Annotated in this window: 17 protein-coding genes; 1 reads left to right on the plus strand and 16 read right to left on the minus strand. The window is 37.3% G+C overall.

The features are described 5' to 3' along the window. Positions 1-13: 13 nt before the first annotated feature. From O3607_RS03530 to thiT, 15 genes are all read right to left on the minus strand, one after another. A complete protein-coding gene (locus O3607_RS03530) occupies positions 14-454 on the minus strand; it encodes an MOSC domain-containing protein (RefSeq protein WP_105089471.1) in 441 nt (146 codons plus the stop codon). Between the two features lie 218 nt (positions 455-672). Continuing rightward, complete coding sequence (locus tag O3607_RS03535) at positions 673-2,001, minus strand: nucleobase:cation symporter-2 family protein (RefSeq protein WP_105089472.1); 1,329 nt, start codon at positions 1,999-2,001, stop codon at positions 673-675. A 260-nt stretch (positions 2,002-2,261) separates the two neighbouring features. Continuing rightward, the gene (locus tag O3607_RS03540) at positions 2,262-2,879 is read right to left on the minus strand and encodes a cyclodeaminase/cyclohydrolase family protein (RefSeq protein ID WP_105089473.1); all 618 of its coding nucleotides are present in this window, start codon (positions 2,877-2,879) and stop codon (positions 2,262-2,264) included. A 150-nt stretch (positions 2,880-3,029) separates the two neighbouring features. After that, on the minus strand, positions 3,030-4,700 hold the full coding sequence (locus O3607_RS03545; protein WP_178884650.1) for a formate--tetrahydrofolate ligase: 1,671 nt from the start codon (positions 4,698-4,700) through the stop codon (positions 3,030-3,032). Positions 4,701-5,062: 362 nt separating this feature from the next. Continuing rightward, positions 5,063-6,331: an SLC13 family permease gene (locus tag O3607_RS03550; RefSeq protein ID WP_178884648.1), complete on the minus strand. Its 1,269-nt coding sequence runs from the start codon at positions 6,329-6,331 to the stop codon at positions 5,063-5,065. 103 nt (positions 6,332-6,434) lie between these two features. Continuing rightward, positions 6,435-7,046 carry a L(+)-tartrate dehydratase subunit beta gene (ttdB, locus tag O3607_RS03555; protein ID WP_105089475.1) on the minus strand — a complete coding sequence of 204 codons (612 nt, stop codon included), beginning with the start codon at positions 7,044-7,046 and terminating at the stop codon, positions 6,435-6,437. After that, positions 7,046-7,948: a L(+)-tartrate dehydratase subunit alpha gene (gene ttdA / locus O3607_RS03560; protein ID WP_105085995.1), complete on the minus strand. Its 903-nt coding sequence runs from the start codon at positions 7,946-7,948 to the stop codon at positions 7,046-7,048. Before ttdA ends, ttdB begins: the two co-directional genes overlap by 1 nt. Positions 7,949-8,333: 385 nt before the next feature. Further along, positions 8,334-9,362, minus strand: a complete 1,029-nt coding sequence (locus O3607_RS03565; protein ID WP_105089476.1) for an AraC family transcriptional regulator — start codon at positions 9,360-9,362, stop codon at positions 8,334-8,336. A gap of 199 nt (positions 9,363-9,561) precedes the next feature. Further along, complete coding sequence (locus O3607_RS03570) at positions 9,562-9,828, minus strand: SemiSWEET family transporter (RefSeq protein ID WP_105089477.1); 267 nt, start codon at positions 9,826-9,828, stop codon at positions 9,562-9,564. Between the two features lie 368 nt (positions 9,829-10,196). Beyond that, a complete protein-coding gene (locus O3607_RS03575) occupies positions 10,197-11,219 on the minus strand; it encodes a helix-turn-helix domain-containing protein (RefSeq protein WP_371443331.1) in 1,023 nt (340 codons plus the stop codon). A 15-nt stretch (positions 11,220-11,234) separates the two neighbouring features. Then, positions 11,235-12,302, minus strand: coding sequence for a zeta toxin family protein (locus tag O3607_RS03580; RefSeq protein WP_371443332.1), 1,068 nt, complete (start codon positions 12,300-12,302; stop codon positions 11,235-11,237). A gap of 71 nt (positions 12,303-12,373) precedes the next feature. Continuing rightward, positions 12,374-12,709, minus strand: coding sequence for a cupin domain-containing protein (locus O3607_RS03585; protein ID WP_178884644.1), 336 nt, complete (start codon positions 12,707-12,709; stop codon positions 12,374-12,376). Positions 12,710-13,017: 308 nt separating this feature from the next. Next, entirely contained in the window at positions 13,018-14,253 is a 1,236-nt protein-coding gene (locus tag O3607_RS03590) for a molybdopterin molybdotransferase MoeA (protein ID WP_178884642.1), read from the minus strand. Then, positions 14,234-15,358 (minus strand): molybdopterin-guanine dinucleotide biosynthesis protein B, encoded by a 1,125-nt coding sequence (gene mobB, locus O3607_RS03595; protein ID WP_178884640.1) that lies wholly within the window; start codon positions 15,356-15,358, stop codon positions 14,234-14,236. The genes O3607_RS03590 and mobB overlap by 20 nt, the downstream gene beginning before the upstream one ends. Then, the gene (gene thiT, locus O3607_RS03600) at positions 15,351-15,881 is read right to left on the minus strand and encodes an energy-coupled thiamine transporter ThiT (protein ID WP_178884639.1); all 531 of its coding nucleotides are present in this window, start codon (positions 15,879-15,881) and stop codon (positions 15,351-15,353) included. Before thiT ends, mobB begins: the two co-directional genes overlap by 8 nt. A 179-nt stretch (positions 15,882-16,060) precedes the next feature. Here thiT and O3607_RS03605 point away from each other — a divergent pair, with 179 nt between their 5' ends. Then, positions 16,061-17,047, plus strand: a complete 987-nt coding sequence (locus O3607_RS03605) for a GMP reductase (protein WP_039969037.1) — start codon at positions 16,061-16,063, stop codon at positions 17,045-17,047. A 147-nt stretch (positions 17,048-17,194) separates the two neighbouring features. Here the strand turns inward: O3607_RS03605 and O3607_RS03610 are convergent, their stop codons facing one another. After that, positions 17,195-18,379, minus strand: a complete 1,185-nt coding sequence (locus O3607_RS03610; protein ID WP_371443333.1) for an MFS transporter — start codon at positions 18,377-18,379, stop codon at positions 17,195-17,197. Positions 18,380-18,586: the final 207 nt, after the last annotated feature.

An 18,586-nucleotide genomic window follows, 5' to 3' on the forward strand; every position in this document is an offset into this window, starting at 1 on the left:
TTATCCGACTAAGTTATTTGATAATAGATACTTCATCACCTACGTGAATCGTACCATTTTTAAGGACTTTGCCAAAGATGCCTTGTGTAGGCATGATACAAGATCCTACTTGTTTCATGATTTCACAGCCATGATGACATTCCTTACCAATTTGAGTAATTTCAAGAATTACATCCTTACCAACTCGTAATTGTGTGCCTACAGCCAATTCGTAAAGCACCATACCTTCAACAGTGATATTTTCTGCAAAATCACCAGGTTTTACATCCGCTCCTTGGGCACGCATATGATCGATGCTTGCAATACCAAGCAAGCTGATTTGACGATGCCAATTGCCTGCGTGCGCATCACCTTCCATACCATGATCTACGATAAGATTAGCGGATTCAATATTATGTTTCTTTTGCCCTTTTCTCTCACTAATGGAGATAGCAATAATTTTTCCGTCTGCCATGTAACCCTTCCCTTCTTATGGGAACATACCATATATACATAACTTTATTTCAACATGTAATTGCAGTCATTTTTATAATTTTCATGTTACTGAAAGCATCACAAAATTATTCTACAATTATCTATCTATTATAGCATAGTATTCACACAAATTTCCTGTGAATTTAATCACTAAAAAAGAACTCTGCTCCAAGGAACAGAGTTCTTTTTTAGTAATTTTTATCGACGACCCATTTCTTTAATTTCGTCACCACGATTAACACCATTAAGTAGTAAATTAAGCAATATTGCCATAATACTACCGAAAGTGATGCCAGATTTTAAAATAATTTGTGCCCACGCAGGGAAATTAGCATAAAAGTTTGGCGCTGCAATTGGAATCATAGCTACACCAATACTGATAGCTACGAGCATTAAATTATGATTGCCTTCAAAGCTAACCTTGCCTAAGGAACGAATACCGCTAGCAACGATCATGCCGAACATGGCAATACCAGCACCACCCAACACGGCATTCGGAATGCTAGCTACGATAGCCGCTAATTTAGGGAATAACCCCAATAAAATCAAGATTACACCCGATGCAGCTACAACAAAGCGGCTCTTAACACCTGTTACGGCAATAAGACCAACGTTTTGAGCGAATGCTGTATAAGGGAAGCTATTAAGAATACCACCAATAATTGTAGATACCCCATCAGCACGAATAATAGAAGCAAGTTCTTTACGACCAATTGGCTTATCTACGATTTCACCAATAGCGATACTATCACCAGTTGTTTCTACCATAACTACGAGCATTACGATAATCATGGAAAGTACAGACGCCCAATCAAAGGTTGGTAACCCGAAATAGAAAGGCTCAATAAACGCAATCCAGTGGGAATGACCAACTTCATCAAAGTTTGTAACACCCATGGCAAACGCAATCGCTGTACCTGCAATCAAACCAATTAGTACAGAAAGATTACTAAAGAATCCTTTGGCAAATTTATAAACAAATACGACGATTAAGAAGGTAAGAAATCCTAGTCCAATATTGGTAAAACTACCAAATTGAGGATTACCTACACCGCCACCCATCCAATTAATAGCAACTGGCATCAAGTTAATACCGATAATGGTAATAATTGTACCTGTAACTACAGGTGGGAATAAGCGAATAAGACGACTGAAGAATGGCGCTATCAAAAAGGTAAATAAACCGGCTACGATAATAGCACCATAAATAGCAGTCATACCATGCTGAGCGCCAATCATGGCCATAGGTCCAACAGAAGCAAAGGTAACACCTTGGATCATCGGAATACGTCCACCAATTTTACCAAAACCTAATGTTTGGATTAATGTGGCAATACCGCAGGTAAATAAGTCCGCCGTAATTAATCGAATCAAATCTTCCATAGGTAAGTTCATGGCCTGTGCCACAATAATAGGTACAGCAACGGCACCTGCATACATGGCCAGTACGTGTTGTAAACCAAAGGCAAAGAGCTGTGGTATTGGCAACATACTATCGACCGTATTCATTTGTTTTTGATCTGTCATAATGTCTCCTACATCAAACCTCGAAATAACACCCATTCATTTTACACTATCGTTCGGATTTTAACAATAGAAAAAAGAGAACTCATTATTTTTAAAAGAAATAATAAGTTCTCTTTTAAATTTTTCCGAACATTAGGTTTTTAAAATCCTCAATAGTTCGAATTCACTTAAAGTATTATTTAAAAGTATTATTTATTAGTATATACAGTCGTATATCTTGTTATTTTAATCTGCTATTTTAATCTGCTATTTTGAGCTGGCTATACATATAACGCTATAATTGCCGCTTCTTTATCATCTAAACCTGTTTCAATAGCCTTCATTTTTGTGGTTATATCAGCTACAAATGCTTCGTCTTTAATACCGGATAAATTAATACGTACGTTTAGGAATGCCGCCTTTACTGCAGCACGAGCATTGATTGCAGCAATAATACCATCAGTAATAAGATTTTGATTACCTTTTTTAGATGCTAACGCTGCTAAATCAAAGATTTGATAAGCTAACTCGCCGATTTCAAAGGGAACCATCGCAGCATCTTTATAAGCTTGTTGAATAGCGGCAATACGTTTAGACTTTTCTTCATCTGTATTCTTTGGCAAACCTAAGGCATTCATAAAGATATTAAATACATCTGCATCAGCTTGAGATAATTCGAGCATGCGATTACGAATAGATTCCGCTTTAGCTTGAAGATCTTTCATTTCAGATTGAACATCTTCATATCCCTTTTTACTAAAGGTTAAATTCGCCACCATTTCAGCTAATGCTGCACCAGTTGCAGCCGTTAAGGCCGCAATGGCCCCACCACCTGGAGTTGGTTCTTTAGATGCAGTAGCTGCTACAAAATCTACAACACGTTGTTCTACTAAATTCATAACAAGACCTCATGTAAAAGCGATAACAAGCTATCCTTGTTATCGCTTTGTCATTTCTATAAAAATATACAGGTAACACAATATATAAACTAGTGAAAGTAGACACTACCAATCGGCAGTAAAAAAATTGTCTACTACAAGGAATTTATATTAGAATAAACCTTTAATCGTACCATCTGCTTCGATATCCATATTAAGAGCGGCAGGACGTTTAGGAAGACCAGGCATAACCATTACATCGCCCGTACGGCATACGATAAAGCCTGCTCCATTAGCAACACGAATATCGGATACGGTGATAGTAAATCCTTTTGGCGCACCTAATAAAGCTGGATTATCAGATAAGGAGTATTGTGTTTTTGCCATACATACAGGTAAACGATCAAGGCCCCAATCAGCTAATTGTTTAATTTGCTTTTTAGCTTTATCTGTAAAGATAACGCCATCGCCACCATAAATGGTTTTAACGATTTTATTTACCTTTTCTTCTAAGCTATCTTCTAAAGCATATACAAATTTAGGTGTTGGTTTAGAACCTTCAAGCAATTCAACGACTTTTTTAGCCATATCAATGCCGCCTTCGCCGCCTTTTTCCCAACATTCATTGAGCTCTACAGGTACACCAAAGTCATCACAGAGACGAGTCAATTCAGCAATCTCTGCATCGGTATCGGTAGCAAATTTATTAATTGCTACCAATACAGGCACATTGAAGTAACGCATGTTTTCAATAGCTTTTTGCAAATTGCTGAAACCTTTCGTAACGGCCTCAACATTTTCAGTGCTAAGTTCTTGTTTAGGCACACCACCATGCATTTTAAGAGCACGCAATGTAGCTACGATTACAATTGTATCAGGGAAAATTTCACCGTAACGACATTTAATGTCGAGGAACTTTTCAGCCCCTAAGTCAGCACCGAAACCAGCTTCAGTAACTACGATATCGCCTAATTTAAGGCCAAGCTTTGTAGCTACGATGGAGTTACAACCATGAGCGATGTTAGCAAATGGACCACCGTGAACGATAGCTGGTGTATGTTCTAATGTTTGTACTAAATTCGGCTTTATGGCATCTTTCATAAGAAGGGCCATCGCACCTTGGCAACCAAGTTGATGAACATAAACAGGCTCACCTGCTAAATTACAGCCGATAACGATACGACCAAAGCGTTCTTTTAAATCTTCTAGATCTTTAGCCAAGCAAAGAATAGCCATGATTTCAGAAGCAACAGTAATCATGAAGTGATCTTCTCGTGGGAAACCGCACACTTTGCCACCAAGTGCTACAGTTACGTTGCGAAGTGCACGGTCATTCATATCTAAAACACGAGTCCAAGAAAGTTGACGCAAATCGATTTGCAATTCATTACCTTGATGGATGTGATTGTCGATCATCGCGGACAATAAATTATTAGCTGCTGTAATAGCGTGCATATCACCTGTAAAATGAAGATTAATATCATCCATCGGTACAACTTGAGCGTAACCGCCACCTGCTGCACCACCCTTAATGCCAAATACAGGACCTAAGGATGGCTCACGCAATGTGGCAATCGCATTTTTGCCAATTTTTTGTAAGCCTTGTACAAGACCAATGCTCGTTGTAGACTTCCCTTCACCTGCTGGCGTCGGTGTAATAGCCGTAACGAGCACTAATTTACCATCAGCTTTAGATTCTAAGCGACGAATAGCATCAAAAGAAATCTTCGCTTTATAATGACCATATTGTTCAATGTCATCAGGTGTTAATCCGCATTTATCTGCAATGACCTGAATTTTTTCCATTTTATTCTGTTGGGCAATCTCAATATCGCTTAACATAAAGCCTCCTTGGCACTATGGCCACATTAAACCTATATAACAACTATTAATAAACTTTATCTACTTTTTGTCTACTGTGAATGTATATTTGTACACTTACATTACTCTATTATATGTGAAAGTCTCTTGATTGTCTAATAGTAATCACTAACAAATTTAGTAATATATCTAATAGATCTAAGATGCCTAAGACGTATAGAAAATCTAATACGTCAAATACGTATAATACATCTAAAACATCTAAAACATCTAATAGCTAAATTATATTATCTAATACGTTTATCACTACCTATTGCACATATGAGAAAGAGCCCTAATGCAACATACATTAGGGCTCTTTCTAAAAAACTTATATTATCTCATTAAAATGGGAATAAAATTGGTAACAATATAAGCGCTACTATGCTAGATACAACGATGAGTGGCAAACCAGCTTTCACATAATCCATGAAGCTATAACCAGCAATGTTGTATACCATAGTATTCGCAGGCATACCAATTGGGGTAGCATACGCTAAGGAGCTAGCGATTACGATAGCTGCAAGCACCGCTTTTGGATCGAAGCCCAATTGAGATGCTAAGCTAAGACCGATTGGTACCAATAATGCACAGGTAGCAGTATTAGACATGAAGTTCGTCATGAACACACCAAGCACAAAGATTACTACTAGAACAACAATTGGAGATGGACTAGCACCAAGGCTATTTACGATAATATCTGCAATTACAGAACCAGTACCTGTTTTAACCATTGCGTCCCCAAGGGCCATAGAGCCAGCGAAGAGCATGATTGTTTTCATATCTATAGATCTAACAGCTGCACTTTCACTAATAACATTAGTAGCAACTAATACAAGAGCACCTATCCAGGCACTTACATAAAGTTTTACACCTAATTGTTTTTCAAAGATCATAGCAACAACTGTCAAAATTAATACAATTGCAGCAGTCCATTTTTTCCAAGACGGTACATGGCTATAATCGTCATTGCCTTCAAAGGCTCCATCTGGTTGATGACTTGGAGCATCTGGTAAGAAACGTTTACCAATTGTAGCATAGAATATAGTACCTACGATAAGGATTGGTAAGCCTACTAGACCATAATCAAAGAAACCAAAGGAGCCTAAGCCTGCCTGTTGTAAACCTGCTTGCGCAATCATATTACCAGGCGCACCGATAAGAGAAATATTACCACCCATAGCTGCAGCAAATACAAGAGGCATCAATAGTTTAGTTTGTTTAAAACCACTCTTTTTACAAATACCGATAATTACAGGAATCAGTACAGCAGCTGTACCAGTATTAGATAAGAAACCAGATAAAATACCTGTAATCATCATAACTGCAACAAGTAAAGATGTTTCAGTTTTAGCAAACTTATGAACTACATTACCTACACCTACAGCAACACCTGTTGCAAAGAAGGCTTCACCAATAACAAACATGCCCATAAATAGTAAAACGTTTGGATCTACAAAACCGGCAAATGCTTCTTTAGCAGATAAAACTCCACTTAGATGCAAGCCTACAGCTACGATCATAGCGGTAATAGACAATGGAATTTTCTCCCACGCAAACATGACGATGGCAAATACCAAGAAGCCAAGAGTTATCATTACACTCGTATCCATATATACCTCCTAATACGTGTAATATACCTAAAAAAGGGTGCAAAAAAGGAGGATTGTACAAAATCCGTATAATCCTCCTATTTAGTTACATTTCACAATGCAATTATTTAATGAAGCCTACGTGTTTATAGAGCTCTTCTAACACCTCTTCTTTTTTCGCATTGTATTCTACTTTTTTATTTTCAAAGTAGTTATTGCCATCTGCATCAATAGATACGATAAGCGGACCAAATTCTTTTACCTTAAAAGTCCACAAAGTCTCACACATACCTAATTCACGCCAATTAGCAGATTCTACTTTTTCGACTTCTGTAGCAGCAAGAACTGCATTGCCTGCAGGGAATACACAGTGTAGTGCGCCAAAGTCTTTACATGCACGTGCTGTTTCAGGGCCCATCCCACCTTTACCTACAATGAGACGGACACCGGTCTTCTTAACAAAGTCATATTCGAATTTTTCCATTCTCATAGATGTAGTAGGTCCTACAGATACTACTTCAAATTCATTATCGCTTATAGTACGAATAATTGGGCCCGCGTGAAGGATAGCACCATCTTTAACGTCAACTGGTAACGTTTGACCTTCTTCCACCACACGACGATGCCCCATATCACGACAAGTTGTAATATGCCCAGTCAAATAAATCACATCGCCGGGCTTAATGCCTGCTAAATCAGATTGTTGAATAGGTGTAGTTAATATTTTCTTAGCCATTATAATGTCACTCCTTTATGAGATTTAACTGTGCAATTACCATCCTTGTCAAATACGAGATCGCCGCGACGATGATTCCAACAACCTACACTGACAGCACAAGAAATAACAGATGGATGACGTGTACCATGTTCAATGTTAACACCTAATACAGTTTTATCCCCACCCATACCTTGAGGTCCAATACCAATCTTATTAATTCCATCCTCTAACAATTGTTCCATATAAGCCGCTTTTTCATTAGGTGCTTTTGAAGATACAGGACGCATTAATGCTTTTTTAGATAAATCAGCCGCAGTATCAATAGTTGTAGCAATACCTACACCTACCAATAGTGGAGGACACGCATTCAATCCATAGCTTGTCATCAAATCAAGAACAAACTTAGCAACACCTTCATAGCCTTCGCCTGGCATCAATGTTTTACCTGACCCTGGCAAGGAGCAACCGCCGCCAGCCATGTAAGGGAAGATTTCTACATCATCGCGATCAGGAATGATATCCCAGTGAATATAAGGTGCAGTGAGGCCAATATTTTTACCAGTATTAAATTCATCAAAGGTTTCTACACAATTCAATCGTAATGGAGCTTCTTGTGTAGCCTTATAGGTTGCTTCTCTTAGAATATCTTCTAATTCTCCTAGTAATGGATAATTAGATCCAACCTTTACCCAAAATTGTAAGACCCCTGTATCCTGACAAGAAGGACGATTAAGCTGAGCTGCTAAATCCATATTATGTTGCATTGTCTCATAAATAGATTTGGCCATAGGATTTTTTTCATCCTGCGCCAATTCATGAATTTTTTCTTGTACATCATCAGGCAATACCTTTGCCATATAAGAAATGAAATTAGCTATCTTATTAGTCATTTCTTGTACTTGTTGTTCCTTCGTACTCATCGCAAACCTCCAAAAGGACTTCATTATTTAAGACTCAATAACTTCTATTTCGGAACCTTAGTTCCTTTCGATGATTTCATTCTACTCTTTTTTCAGAATATAACTATCCAATTTACAAGTTGTTTTTGCTTGTAAAAAAACAGTAATTTCATACAAAACCATCTATATGATTATATTTTCACCCCTCTAAAATATACAATTACACCTATCTAGAAATACAAAAAAGAGCACTACCTATCAAAAGGAAGTGCTCTTTCATCATTTATTTTTATATGCTTATCAAATATACAAAATCACCTATACCTAATGATTGTATATCTACCTTAATTTTAATTTTCAAAATCATAAAATTATAACTAACTACAAAGTATTATAACAATGAAAATTATGATTGTAAATTTCTTATAACCAGCTCAAGTTGTTCTCTAACAGCCTTTAACTTTTGATTAGCCTCCTCTAATCTATCCTTATTGATAGATTCATCTTGGTAGGGTAAACAAGTTTGTAAAATATCTATAATATCTTCTTCCTTTGTAGAAATAATTTCCTTCCAATCATGTAATTTTGTCTTACGTCCCATCTCTTTTGCTTGCTTTCTATATTCAGATGGTGTTGTATGGAAATGTTTCTTGAAAGCTACATTAAAGGCTTTAATATCTGCGAAACCACAGCTACTTGCAATATGTGCCACTCCATCTTCAGAGTTAACCAAACGAACTGTAGCCTCTCGTAATCTCAACCGCAATAAATACTCTAAAAAGGAAACCCCTAATTGGCGTTTAAAAAACTGAGATGTATAGTTCACATTATAACCGCCAATTTTAGCAATATCTTCTAACTCAATCTTTTGCTGATAGTTTTCATCAATATAAGCAATCATTTTATCAAAGGTAGCTACAGTCATATCAACAGGCTTTGTATGTACAGGGGTAGTCTTAACCGTATCAATTTCACGATATATATCACTAATCAAGGCTAAATAGTGACTCTCCAACCGTAATTGACAATCAGGCCTTTCACCATTCACCATTAGTAACATCATTTGCGCTGCATGATGACGTAAGGACGTAAATAATTGATTATACCGATTAGTTTTATCTGAGCGCAATACAAATTGGTACATTCCAAAGTTAGGATCAAAATATTGGAAAAACTCCTTACTTACATGAATAACAAGAGCAGTCGTATCCTCCTCTAAGGCCAACGTAGCATGACCTACTTGAGGAGAAATAATAATTGTATCAAGAGGCTCCATAGTAAAAACCTCACTATTACAACTCATATCAATTCTACCCTTTAACAAAATTAGGATTTCCACACCACTGTGCCAGTTGTAATGATATGTACTAACCTTATATATATCACTATTAAAATCTATATGATTATGTTTATAGGTATAGTGAAAGTAATCCATAACAACGTAACACCCCTTATAAAGTCAAACAAGTACCTATCAATTATTTACATAAAAAATGCATCCCTTAGAAATTCAAGGGATGCATTTATTATGATATATATATTTAACTAAGGTCAACAGTAACTTAATTTTTATCTATTAAGCCTGCTAAAATGTTGATATACACATTACTGTTACTATTACACTTAATTAAAAATTACATAAGAGCTGTAATTGCTGCTGCTAAACCGAAGAAGATACCTGGTGCATTGGCTAATGCTACTGGAATATCTCTATGTTCTTTAAACAAACCATATAACACCCATAATGTACAGTTGATAGCTGCTACTAAAGGTTGGATCCAATCACCAGTACCTGGATGTGCTAAGTTGTTCATAATTTGTGGGAAGTAAGATACATACATAGCTACAGCTGTAACTGTTGCAACTTTACCTACGTTTTCCATAAATTTTACTTGATTCATTATATCCTCCAAAATGATTAATTTACGATTGTTTGTAATACCTGATGAAGTATATTCTACTCATTTTAAGGAATCTAACTATCCAAATTAAAAGATAATTTTTCTAGTAAACCTTACATAAAACGATGATTTTCTTTTGATTTATTATATTTTGATTTCACGACAATCTATAAATCCGCCCCCATAAAAGGTACAAAAAAAGCACTACTTATCAACAGTAGTGCTTTTTAGGTAACTATTTGATGATTTTTTATATAGAAAATCACCCAATTCTAACGTTTATATATGTATCAAAAATATTTGCTAATATTTTGCTAATGCGCCCTAGGCTATGAAGATATATATTCTATCAAAATATACGGAATTAATTATAAGTCTTTTACAACATCAGCTAACTTCTCTTTCAAATATTCTAACTTTTTACTCATGAATTCTAACTCATCCTTCGCTCGTGAATCATCTTCATAGGATAAGAATGAGTGCAGTAGATTTAGAACATCTTGATTTTCTACAGAAATAATTTCCTTACAGTCTTGCAATGTCGTTTTACGCCCAATATTCTTTACTTGTTTGCGATATTCTGTTAGGGTTATGTGGAAATGCTTTTTAAAAGCCACATTAAAAGCTTTAACATCGGCAAAGCCACAATCACTCGCAATTCGTGCCACAGCCGTATCGGTGTTAATTAAACAAAGGGTAGCCTCTCGAAGTCTCAAACGCAAAACATATTCAACAAAAGAAATACCCATTTGCTTTTTAAAGAACTGAGATGTATAGGCAACATTATAGCCCCCAATTTTTGCAATATCTTCCAACTCTATTTTCTGCTCATAATGCTCATCAATATAGGCAATCATTTTATCGAACGTTGCTGGTTTCATATCACCAGGTCTAGCATTTTCATGAATCTTTTTAATGGGATCAAACTCTCTAAATACATCCTCAGCCAATGCTAAGTAATGATGCTCTATCCACATTCGATGTACCGGGCTTTCACCTTTAGTCATCAACAACATCGTCATAGCTGCATGATGCCGTAAGGTTGTAAAGAATTGATTATGACGAGTACTATTATCTGAACGCAATACAAATTGATAGGCACCAAAATCTGGATCATACTGTTGGTAAAATTCATTTCCTACATGCATGACAAAGGCAATGACATCCTCTTCCAAAGCTAATGTGGCATGTCCCACTTGAGGAGAGATAATGACCACATCAAGTGGTTCCATCGTAAATGCCTCACCATTACAACTCATTTCCATTTGGCCTTTTAATAAAATAAGAATCTCCGTCTCACTATGCCAGTTGTAATGATATGTGCCAACTCTATATATGTTACTGCTAAACTCTATGTAATTATGTTTATATGAATAGTCGAAATAATCCATAATTTCTGAAGTCCTTTAATATAACTGCTTTTGCAGCTTTTGTTCTTGTGCTCTACCTACCGCCAACAAATCCTTTTCTGCTGAAGTCCAATCACCAAATAAAATTTTATCTACCACAGTTCCAATTGATTCAGTACACAGTTTTGAGTTATATACTTGTTCTAAATCACGTTTATACACTTGAATACTTTCAAAGACTCCACTCTGTTCTAGTTCAGTAATATTAGCGACCAAGGATTTTACAATTCCATCATGATGCTCTTTAGGTGTCGCTCTAGCTTGCAACGGATCTACTAGAAGCATTTCTAGATAACGTAATTGTGTCGTCAAATAAGATAACTCTGGCTTGGTGGCAATCAAACAAAAGTCGACGGTATAGCCTTTAGATTTTAATAATGTAGCTGTATTAATTGGTACTGCAGCTGAACGTAATGTGCCTTCAATAATTAAATTGTATTTTAAAGAGCTTAATTTATCAATTACAGCCTCTACCATCTTACCTGCAAACATTTTTGTGTAATCTACACTATCAACACCATATTTCTCTTGTAACTCTCTAAAATACGGGTGTTGAGCACGGTATGTATCGCCATCAATGACAATATAATTACCTTTTGACTCTAGCATTTTCACACGATGAATTGTGGTTTTCCCTGCCCCACTTTGACCACCTAAAATAACAGCATGAGGTGTACTAGATATATTTTTATTAAACGTTAAGAAATCAATGGTACGTTCTAAGGCCTTATCAAAGTCTTCAGAACTATAGGACTCAATAGCTTGTACATCACTAGTCTCTTTAACAGCTTTAACATCACTAATGTCATGAGAAGCTTGTGCTAACGACTCTTTAATAGTATTTTCAAGTTTTACCAGATCTAACTTTAGAATATCTAACTCATGTATAGACGTAGCTAAATATAACTCTGTATTTACAATATGAGAATACGCTTTTAATAGCTCTACACAGTCACTAGTGCCACTCCCCTCAACTAACTTACAGAGACGCGCTAATGTTTCCGCGCTTTGTTCTTTTAGAACTTCTATTTGTAAAGTTAAATTATACTGTTCAACGACATTCATACATTCGACCTCTCTCAACGCATTAAAAATGCACCCCTTATAATCCAAAGGATGCATTCATTATGATATATTTATTTAACTACGGTCAACAGCATCTTGAAGTTTTCTCGGGCATCGAGGCTATGAGGCACTTCAGATGGCATAATCAATGTTTCACCAGCTTTCACAGTATGTTCCACATCACCGACGACGATGTGTGCCTCACCATCAAGAATTTGCACAATCGCATCGCCTACAGTTACATGTGTTGAGATTTCTTCGCCCTTTGGTAACGCAAACAAGGTAACACTGAGGCGTTCATTTTGAGCTATCGTAATACTAATCACTTGCCCCTCTTTATACTCTAAACGCTCGCCTAGATGTAAAATTTCGTTGACTGGGATATTTTTTGTGAAAGTCTTACTCATAGAAATCACTCCTTATATAACTATTTGATAGTAGAAATAATTAAAAAGTAGATTGAAATAAATTTTGTCAAAACTCAATTGATATAACTAAAAGGACTATCCTTTTGTTGACTTTATTATAAGTTAATTGAGATTTAATTTCAGTGTCTACAGCAACAGAATTGAAGTAATTTTATATACTTATATAAACAAATTGACGAGGCCTCCATAGAGACCTCGTCTTGTTATTTATATCTATTAATCTTACAAATATTCAATATGCTTAATTTATAAATGCTACATATATAAAACTTGTAAGTCCATATATTTTAAACCGCAGGTAGTAATCCTAATAGATACACATCAAAGGTATCGCCCGGATGTACTTCATGTACCCCACGAGGAATACATGCGAGGGCGTTCACAGTATATAAACCTAGCATACTACTACTGTTAAAATGACGATTTGCCACAAAACGTGGTGCACCACCGCCAAAGATTACTTTACCTTGTACATAGCGATCAAAAGCATTCCGCTTAAAGATTTCCGTATCCATTACACAGGCTACTACCGGTGTGGTCCAGTTTTTTAAGCCTTTATATCGTTTCAATGTTGGCGCTACGATTAGATGCCATCCATTAAAAGCTGCCCCTGGATTACCAGATAGACCAAAGATGATTTGACCTTTCGGCGTCACTGCACCATAGGATGCAGCACCTGGACGCATTTGAATGCGCGCATAAATGGATTTAACTCCTAGTTTTTCATAAATAAGAGGCATTGTATCAAACAGCCCTACTGATACACCGCCAGAGCTAATGATAATATCGGCATCTTCACTGAGCTGTAACACATGATTAATTTCAGACTCTAATTCCTCTGGAGCATCACTGACATGATAGTGCGTAATTTTATGAAAGCCTAAATCCTCCAAGAGTCCACAAATCATAGCTCTATTAGAGTTATAAATTTTACCAGCTGTTAAGCTTTCACCAGGTTCAATCACCTCATGGCCAGAGGTAAGAACTAACACGCGAGGCATTGCATTGACAGCAATCTCAGTCAACCCCAGACCAGTCAAAACAGTTTGTACTGTAGAGGTTACCTCTGTTCCACGAGGAATCACAATAGTGCCAGCACTACATTCCTCACCTTGAGGGATGATATGATCGCCACATTTGTATTTACCTTGAATTGTGATTGTTGTACCCGGTTCTCCGGAGCCAACTACCTGTTCTTGCATGATAACAGTATCGCATGTATCCGGTATAGGTGCGCCCGTCATAATACGTACTGCATGGCCTGGTGCAACAGGTTGTTCCCATACAACGCCGGCGCCTATAACACCGTCAACAATATACTCATTACAATCCGCGGAAAAGGCAATGGCATACCCATCCATCGCTGATTTCGAAAAGGCCGGTACATCTGTGGGCGCAACGATATCCTCTGCCAACACATATCCCTTAGCAGACTTAACATCAATCATTTCTACTTTATAAACTTGCGTATCTAAGGCCTTCTCCCATAATTGAAGGGCCTCCTCAACAGTAACGACGGCCATTTAAACACCTCATCATTTCCTGTATATGACGTACTAATCCTGGTACGTCTTGGTCTAACTTGCTAATTTCGATTATAGCTACTCGATCGATAGAATCTGAGATAAGCTCTTCTGTATGTCCTTCTTGCGTAACCTCTATAATAGGGGCAATGCCTTGGGACCTTGTTTCTAGTATAACTATATCCACAGGCATAAACTGTGATATTTCATACAGATTTGATTGTTCTTTAGTGCGTATACGAATCGCTGTTTCATTAGGGCCTGCAATAGCCACCGCATCAGCACCAGCTTTATAAGAAAGGTCTGTATCGGTCCCTTCATGATCCATTTGAAAGCCGTGTTTATCACTCTTTACAACACCTACAGAAAACCCAGCTCGTTGTAACTCAGCTACAAGACGGGTTACTACCGTAGTCTTACCTGTTTTACGTTTTGATGCTACTACACTAATAAGCGGCACACGACGGAACTCATTTTCTGCTAATGCACGAGCCCATTGATAGTCATCATAATGATTTACATTACTTAGCTCCCAATCATAATCACTGGCATCAATAGATTCAACATGACCAATCGTATCAAGGGCATGCTGCAACGATACGTCTTTACCGGCCAGAATAGATGGAAGTAATGATACAATATGAGGTCTATAAATTCCCGCCATAGGTTCTGGCTTACCTCTAGAACCAGTAGGAACTATGACATTCCAATTGTTATGATTCACTTGATATAACCAATCATAATATAAATCCATAGGCATAAATGGCATATCTACAGCCATCACCGCATAGGCAGGACTCATTCCAACAGCTAGAGCACTATAAAGTCCCCCTAGAGGACCACGTCGCTCAACAGAATCCCGAACAATAGAAACTTTTTTCTTCTCATCGTTCGATAACGTATCAATGATATGAGTCTGCATGGCATGTCCTAACTGATCATCATCACCAATGGAGATGATAATATCATCCACATCCGCTTCTAATCCCTTACGAAGTGCATGAGATATGAGGCTTTCACCATTAACCCAAGGTAATAATGCCTTAGGTTGCCCCATGCGAGAACTCAAACCACCAGCCAAAATAATTAAACCTAATTTATCCACGACGTCCTAACCCTCGTTTAACACCTTGGTAAATGAATAGTAAAACAACAATATTTAAAATCCCATCTGGCACCATATAAGAGGCATTATAAATCATGGAGTAAATCCATGGATTTTGACCTTGAGGTGCATAGCTAGCGAACACAACGGCACCGCTCACAACAGTGGCGATCCAGCGCAATATAATACCAACAATAGAACCTGTAATGAGACCAGAAATAGAATCTTTGAAGTAACCACATACACCTATGGCACCATAAGCAACTAGATAATCCAATATAATACTTAAATAGTGTACAGATGATTTAAAGCCTAAAATAAAATGTAAAATACCATATACGACGCCAGCAAAAATTCCTCGTGCACCACCCCAACGATAGGCATAAATCATGAGCGGCACTAAAGCTGCAGCCTTAATAGAGCCTCCTTGAGGCATATGAAAAATCGTAATAAATGATAATACTTGAGCAATTGCAATCGCCACACCTGCTTCTGCAAGCATGCGAGTTTTGGACTGATCCATGTCAATCAACCTCCTTTTACCATATATATTAATGTATATAACTTGCATAATCTACTTGTATTGTACTACAGTTCGTTTCTGAGTCCAAACAAAATATTCGGAACGTATTGAAAATTTTACGCGTCTCTTGTATAATGGTACAGGTTCAATTTGTAATACTCGAAGGAGATATAGAAAATATGATTAATACAACGAACATCTTTGATTATGAAGACGTGCAATTAATTCCTAATAAATGTATCGTAACTAGCCGTAGCGAATGTGATACACATGTTAAATTAGGTAATCGCACATTCCGCTTGCCAGTAGTTCCTGCAAATATGCAAACTATTATCGACGAAGAATTGGCAGAAAAATTAGCTCGTGAAGGTTATTTCTATATCATGCATCGTTTCCAACCAGAACGTCGTATGGATTTTGTTAAACGCATGCACGACCTTAATTTATATTCTTCTATTTCCATTGGTGTAAAACCAGAAGAATTTGCTTTAGTTGATGAATTCAAAAAAGCAAATTTAACACCTGAATACATTACAATCGATATTGCACATGGTCACTCCAACGCTGTAATCGATATGATTCAATACATCAAAAAGAACTTGCCTGGAACTTTCGTTATCGCTGGTAACGTAGGTACACCAGAAGCAGTTCGTGAACTTGAAAATGCTGGTGCAGATGCAACTAAAGTTGGTATCGGTCCTGGTAAAGTTTGTATCACTAAATTAAAAACTGGCTTCGGTACTGGTGGTTGGCAATTGGCTGCCGTTCGCTGGTGCGCAAAAGCAGCTACTAAACCTATCATCGCTGACGGTGGTATCCGCGATCATGGCGACATCGCTAAATCCATTCGCTTTGGTGCTACTATGGTTATGATTGGTTCCCTATTCGCTGGTCATGAAGAATCTCCAGGGGAAGAAAAGATTGTTGACGGCAAAGCAGTAAAAGAATACTTTGGTTCTGCTTCTGAGTTCCAAAAAGGTGAACGCAAAAACGTAGAAGGCAAAAAAATCTTCATCGATTCCAAAGGTTCTATCTTTGATACATTAGTTGAAATGGAACAAGATTTGCAATCCGCGATTTCTTACGCTGGTGGTACTACGCTACAAGCAATCCGCAAAGTAGACTATGTACTTGTTAAAAACTCCATCTTCAACGGTGACCGTTAATACAATATTACATGTAAAAGCCACAGGATAAATCCTGTGGCTTTTTTGTATCTCATCGATGATATATAACGAATCAACATATTTGTAATAATATTGCTATATTTCATAAAATTAGCCCCAAAGACATTTCGTCTTTGGGGCTATTATTTAAGCTTCAGCTTCTTTTGATTTGTCCATTAACATATAGGCGTATTTACCTATACCTGCACTTACTACAAGTAATGTAGTCAATACGATAAATGCTACTGTAAGACTTGTGCCATGAGCAATGAAACCAATCAATGCTGGCCCCATCAAAATCCCCATATAGCCAAGCATGGTAGATGTTGCCACAGCTTGTGTCATAGGAATTACATTTTGTTCCCCCATGGCAGAGAACAAGTTTGGTACTACCATAGCTAAGGAAATACCAAGTAATAAATATGTGTACATGGAGCCATAACCTGGTAAGAATACGATAAGGCCCATTGCAATGGCGCCAAGTAAATAACCACCAACGACAACTTGTTTAGATGTTAAGTGTTTGCCAATTGTATTTCCCAGCAAACGGCCGATACACATAGTACCATTAAAGAGCATAACACCCATAACGGCCTCTTCAATAACGATACCTTTATCTTCGAACAGGTATAATGCACTCCAGTCCCCTACGGCACCTTCAACTAAGTAGGATACAAAGGACAAGAGACCAAAGATAATAGCAATGGGATGGAACGATAATGGGCTTTTAGATTTTTTAACAACCTTTGCATTTGGATCACTACCAAAGGTCAACATAAATTGGCTAAGCACAACCATAGCAATAAATAATACGATGAGAAGTCCCCAAATACTTTCATTAACAGGTAAGGATAATATTTTTAAGAGCACCAGCAAAACACCAGCACCGGCAAAACCGCCTAAACTCCATCCACCGTGATAGGCACCCATTAAGTGTTTCTTACTCACCTTTTCTGTCAAGATAGCTTGTAAATTGGCAGACGAACCACTTAAGCCGACGCCAATACCAAAGAAGAATAAAGCAGCTGTGGTCGTAGCAATTGTAGAACCCATGGTAACAACCGCAAGAGATAACATCCCAATAAAGCTAGCTAGTAAAACAACTTTCTTGCATCCAAAGTTCTCTACTAGCTTACCAGCTATGGCCATGGACAAACAAGAGCCTACACCGAGCACTAAAATCATGGAGCCCAATACATCTTCACCGATACTAAGCTTTGCTTTTAAATATGGCACAAAGCCCGCCCATAAAGCTGTATACATACCGGGAATAAAGAATCCCCCAAAGGCACCACGAATATTTGCTGTTGAAATAGAAACTTGATTGTTCATTACATCCTTTCTGGCTTCTAGAACCGTCCGGCGAAGAAAGGCCCTTTTTATCCGCAAAGCGCTAAAACTTGCATCATTGCAGGAAACCATTTTAATTACATATGATTTATTATTGGAATATAATAACTCTCTTTATGATACATGTAAAGAGGGTTTTCTAATTTTAAACTAAACTTAAAAAGCGATATATAGTATATCTGGTTAAAT

It is taken from the genome of Veillonella sp. 20925_1_51 (genome assembly GCF_041431445.1).
In the GTDB taxonomy this organism is placed as follows: domain Bacteria; phylum Bacillota; class Negativicutes; order Veillonellales; family Veillonellaceae; genus Veillonella; species Veillonella nakazawae.

What these genes read in the sequence shown, in the direction of transcription:
- thiT (WP_178884639.1), bottom strand. Translation starts at nt 15,881, where the DNA reads ATGGATCAGTCCAAAACTCGCATGCTTGCAGAAGCAGGTGTGGCGATT.
- O3607_RS03545 (WP_178884650.1), bottom strand. Translation starts at nt 4,700, where the DNA reads ATGTTAAGCGATATTGAGATTGCCCAACAGAATAAAATGGAAAAAATT.
- O3607_RS03575 (WP_371443331.1), bottom strand. Translation starts at nt 11,219, where the DNA reads ATGGATTATTTCGACTATTCATATAAACATAATTACATAGAGTTTAGC.
- ttdA (WP_105085995.1), bottom strand. Translation starts at nt 7,948, where the DNA reads ATGAGTACGAAGGAACAACAAGTACAAGAAATGACTAATAAGATAGCT.
- O3607_RS03580 (WP_371443332.1), bottom strand. Translation starts at nt 12,302, where the DNA reads ATGAATGTCGTTGAACAGTATAATTTAACTTTACAAATAGAAGTTCTA.
- O3607_RS03530 (WP_105089471.1), bottom strand. Translation starts at nt 454, where the DNA reads ATGGCAGACGGAAAAATTATTGCTATCTCCATTAGTGAGAGAAAAGGG.
- O3607_RS03550 (WP_178884648.1), bottom strand. Translation starts at nt 6,331, where the DNA reads ATGGATACGAGTGTAATGATAACTCTTGGCTTCTTGGTATTTGCCATC.
- O3607_RS03565 (WP_105089476.1), bottom strand. Translation starts at nt 9,362, where the DNA reads ATGGATTACTTTCACTATACCTATAAACATAATCATATAGATTTTAAT.
- O3607_RS03570 (WP_105089477.1), bottom strand. Translation starts at nt 9,828, where the DNA reads ATGAATCAAGTAAAATTTATGGAAAACGTAGGTAAAGTTGCAACAGTT.
- O3607_RS03585 (WP_178884644.1), bottom strand. Translation starts at nt 12,709, where the DNA reads ATGAGTAAGACTTTCACAAAAAATATCCCAGTCAACGAAATTTTACAT.
- O3607_RS03535 (WP_105089472.1), bottom strand. Translation starts at nt 2,001, where the DNA reads ATGACAGATCAAAAACAAATGAATACGGTCGATAGTATGTTGCCAATA.
- O3607_RS03610 (WP_371443333.1), bottom strand. Translation starts at nt 18,379, where the DNA reads ATGAACAATCAAGTTTCTATTTCAACAGCAAATATTCGTGGTGCCTTT.
- ttdB (WP_105089475.1), bottom strand. Translation starts at nt 7,046, where the DNA reads ATGGCTAAGAAAATATTAACTACACCTATTCAACAATCTGATTTAGCA.
- O3607_RS03605 (WP_039969037.1), top strand. Translation starts at nt 16,061, where the DNA reads ATGATTAATACAACGAACATCTTTGATTATGAAGACGTGCAATTAATT.
- O3607_RS03540 (WP_105089473.1), bottom strand. Translation starts at nt 2,879, where the DNA reads ATGAATTTAGTAGAACAACGTGTTGTAGATTTTGTAGCAGCTACTGCA.
- O3607_RS03590 (WP_178884642.1), bottom strand. Translation starts at nt 14,253, where the DNA reads ATGGCCGTCGTTACTGTTGAGGAGGCCCTTCAATTATGGGAGAAGGCC.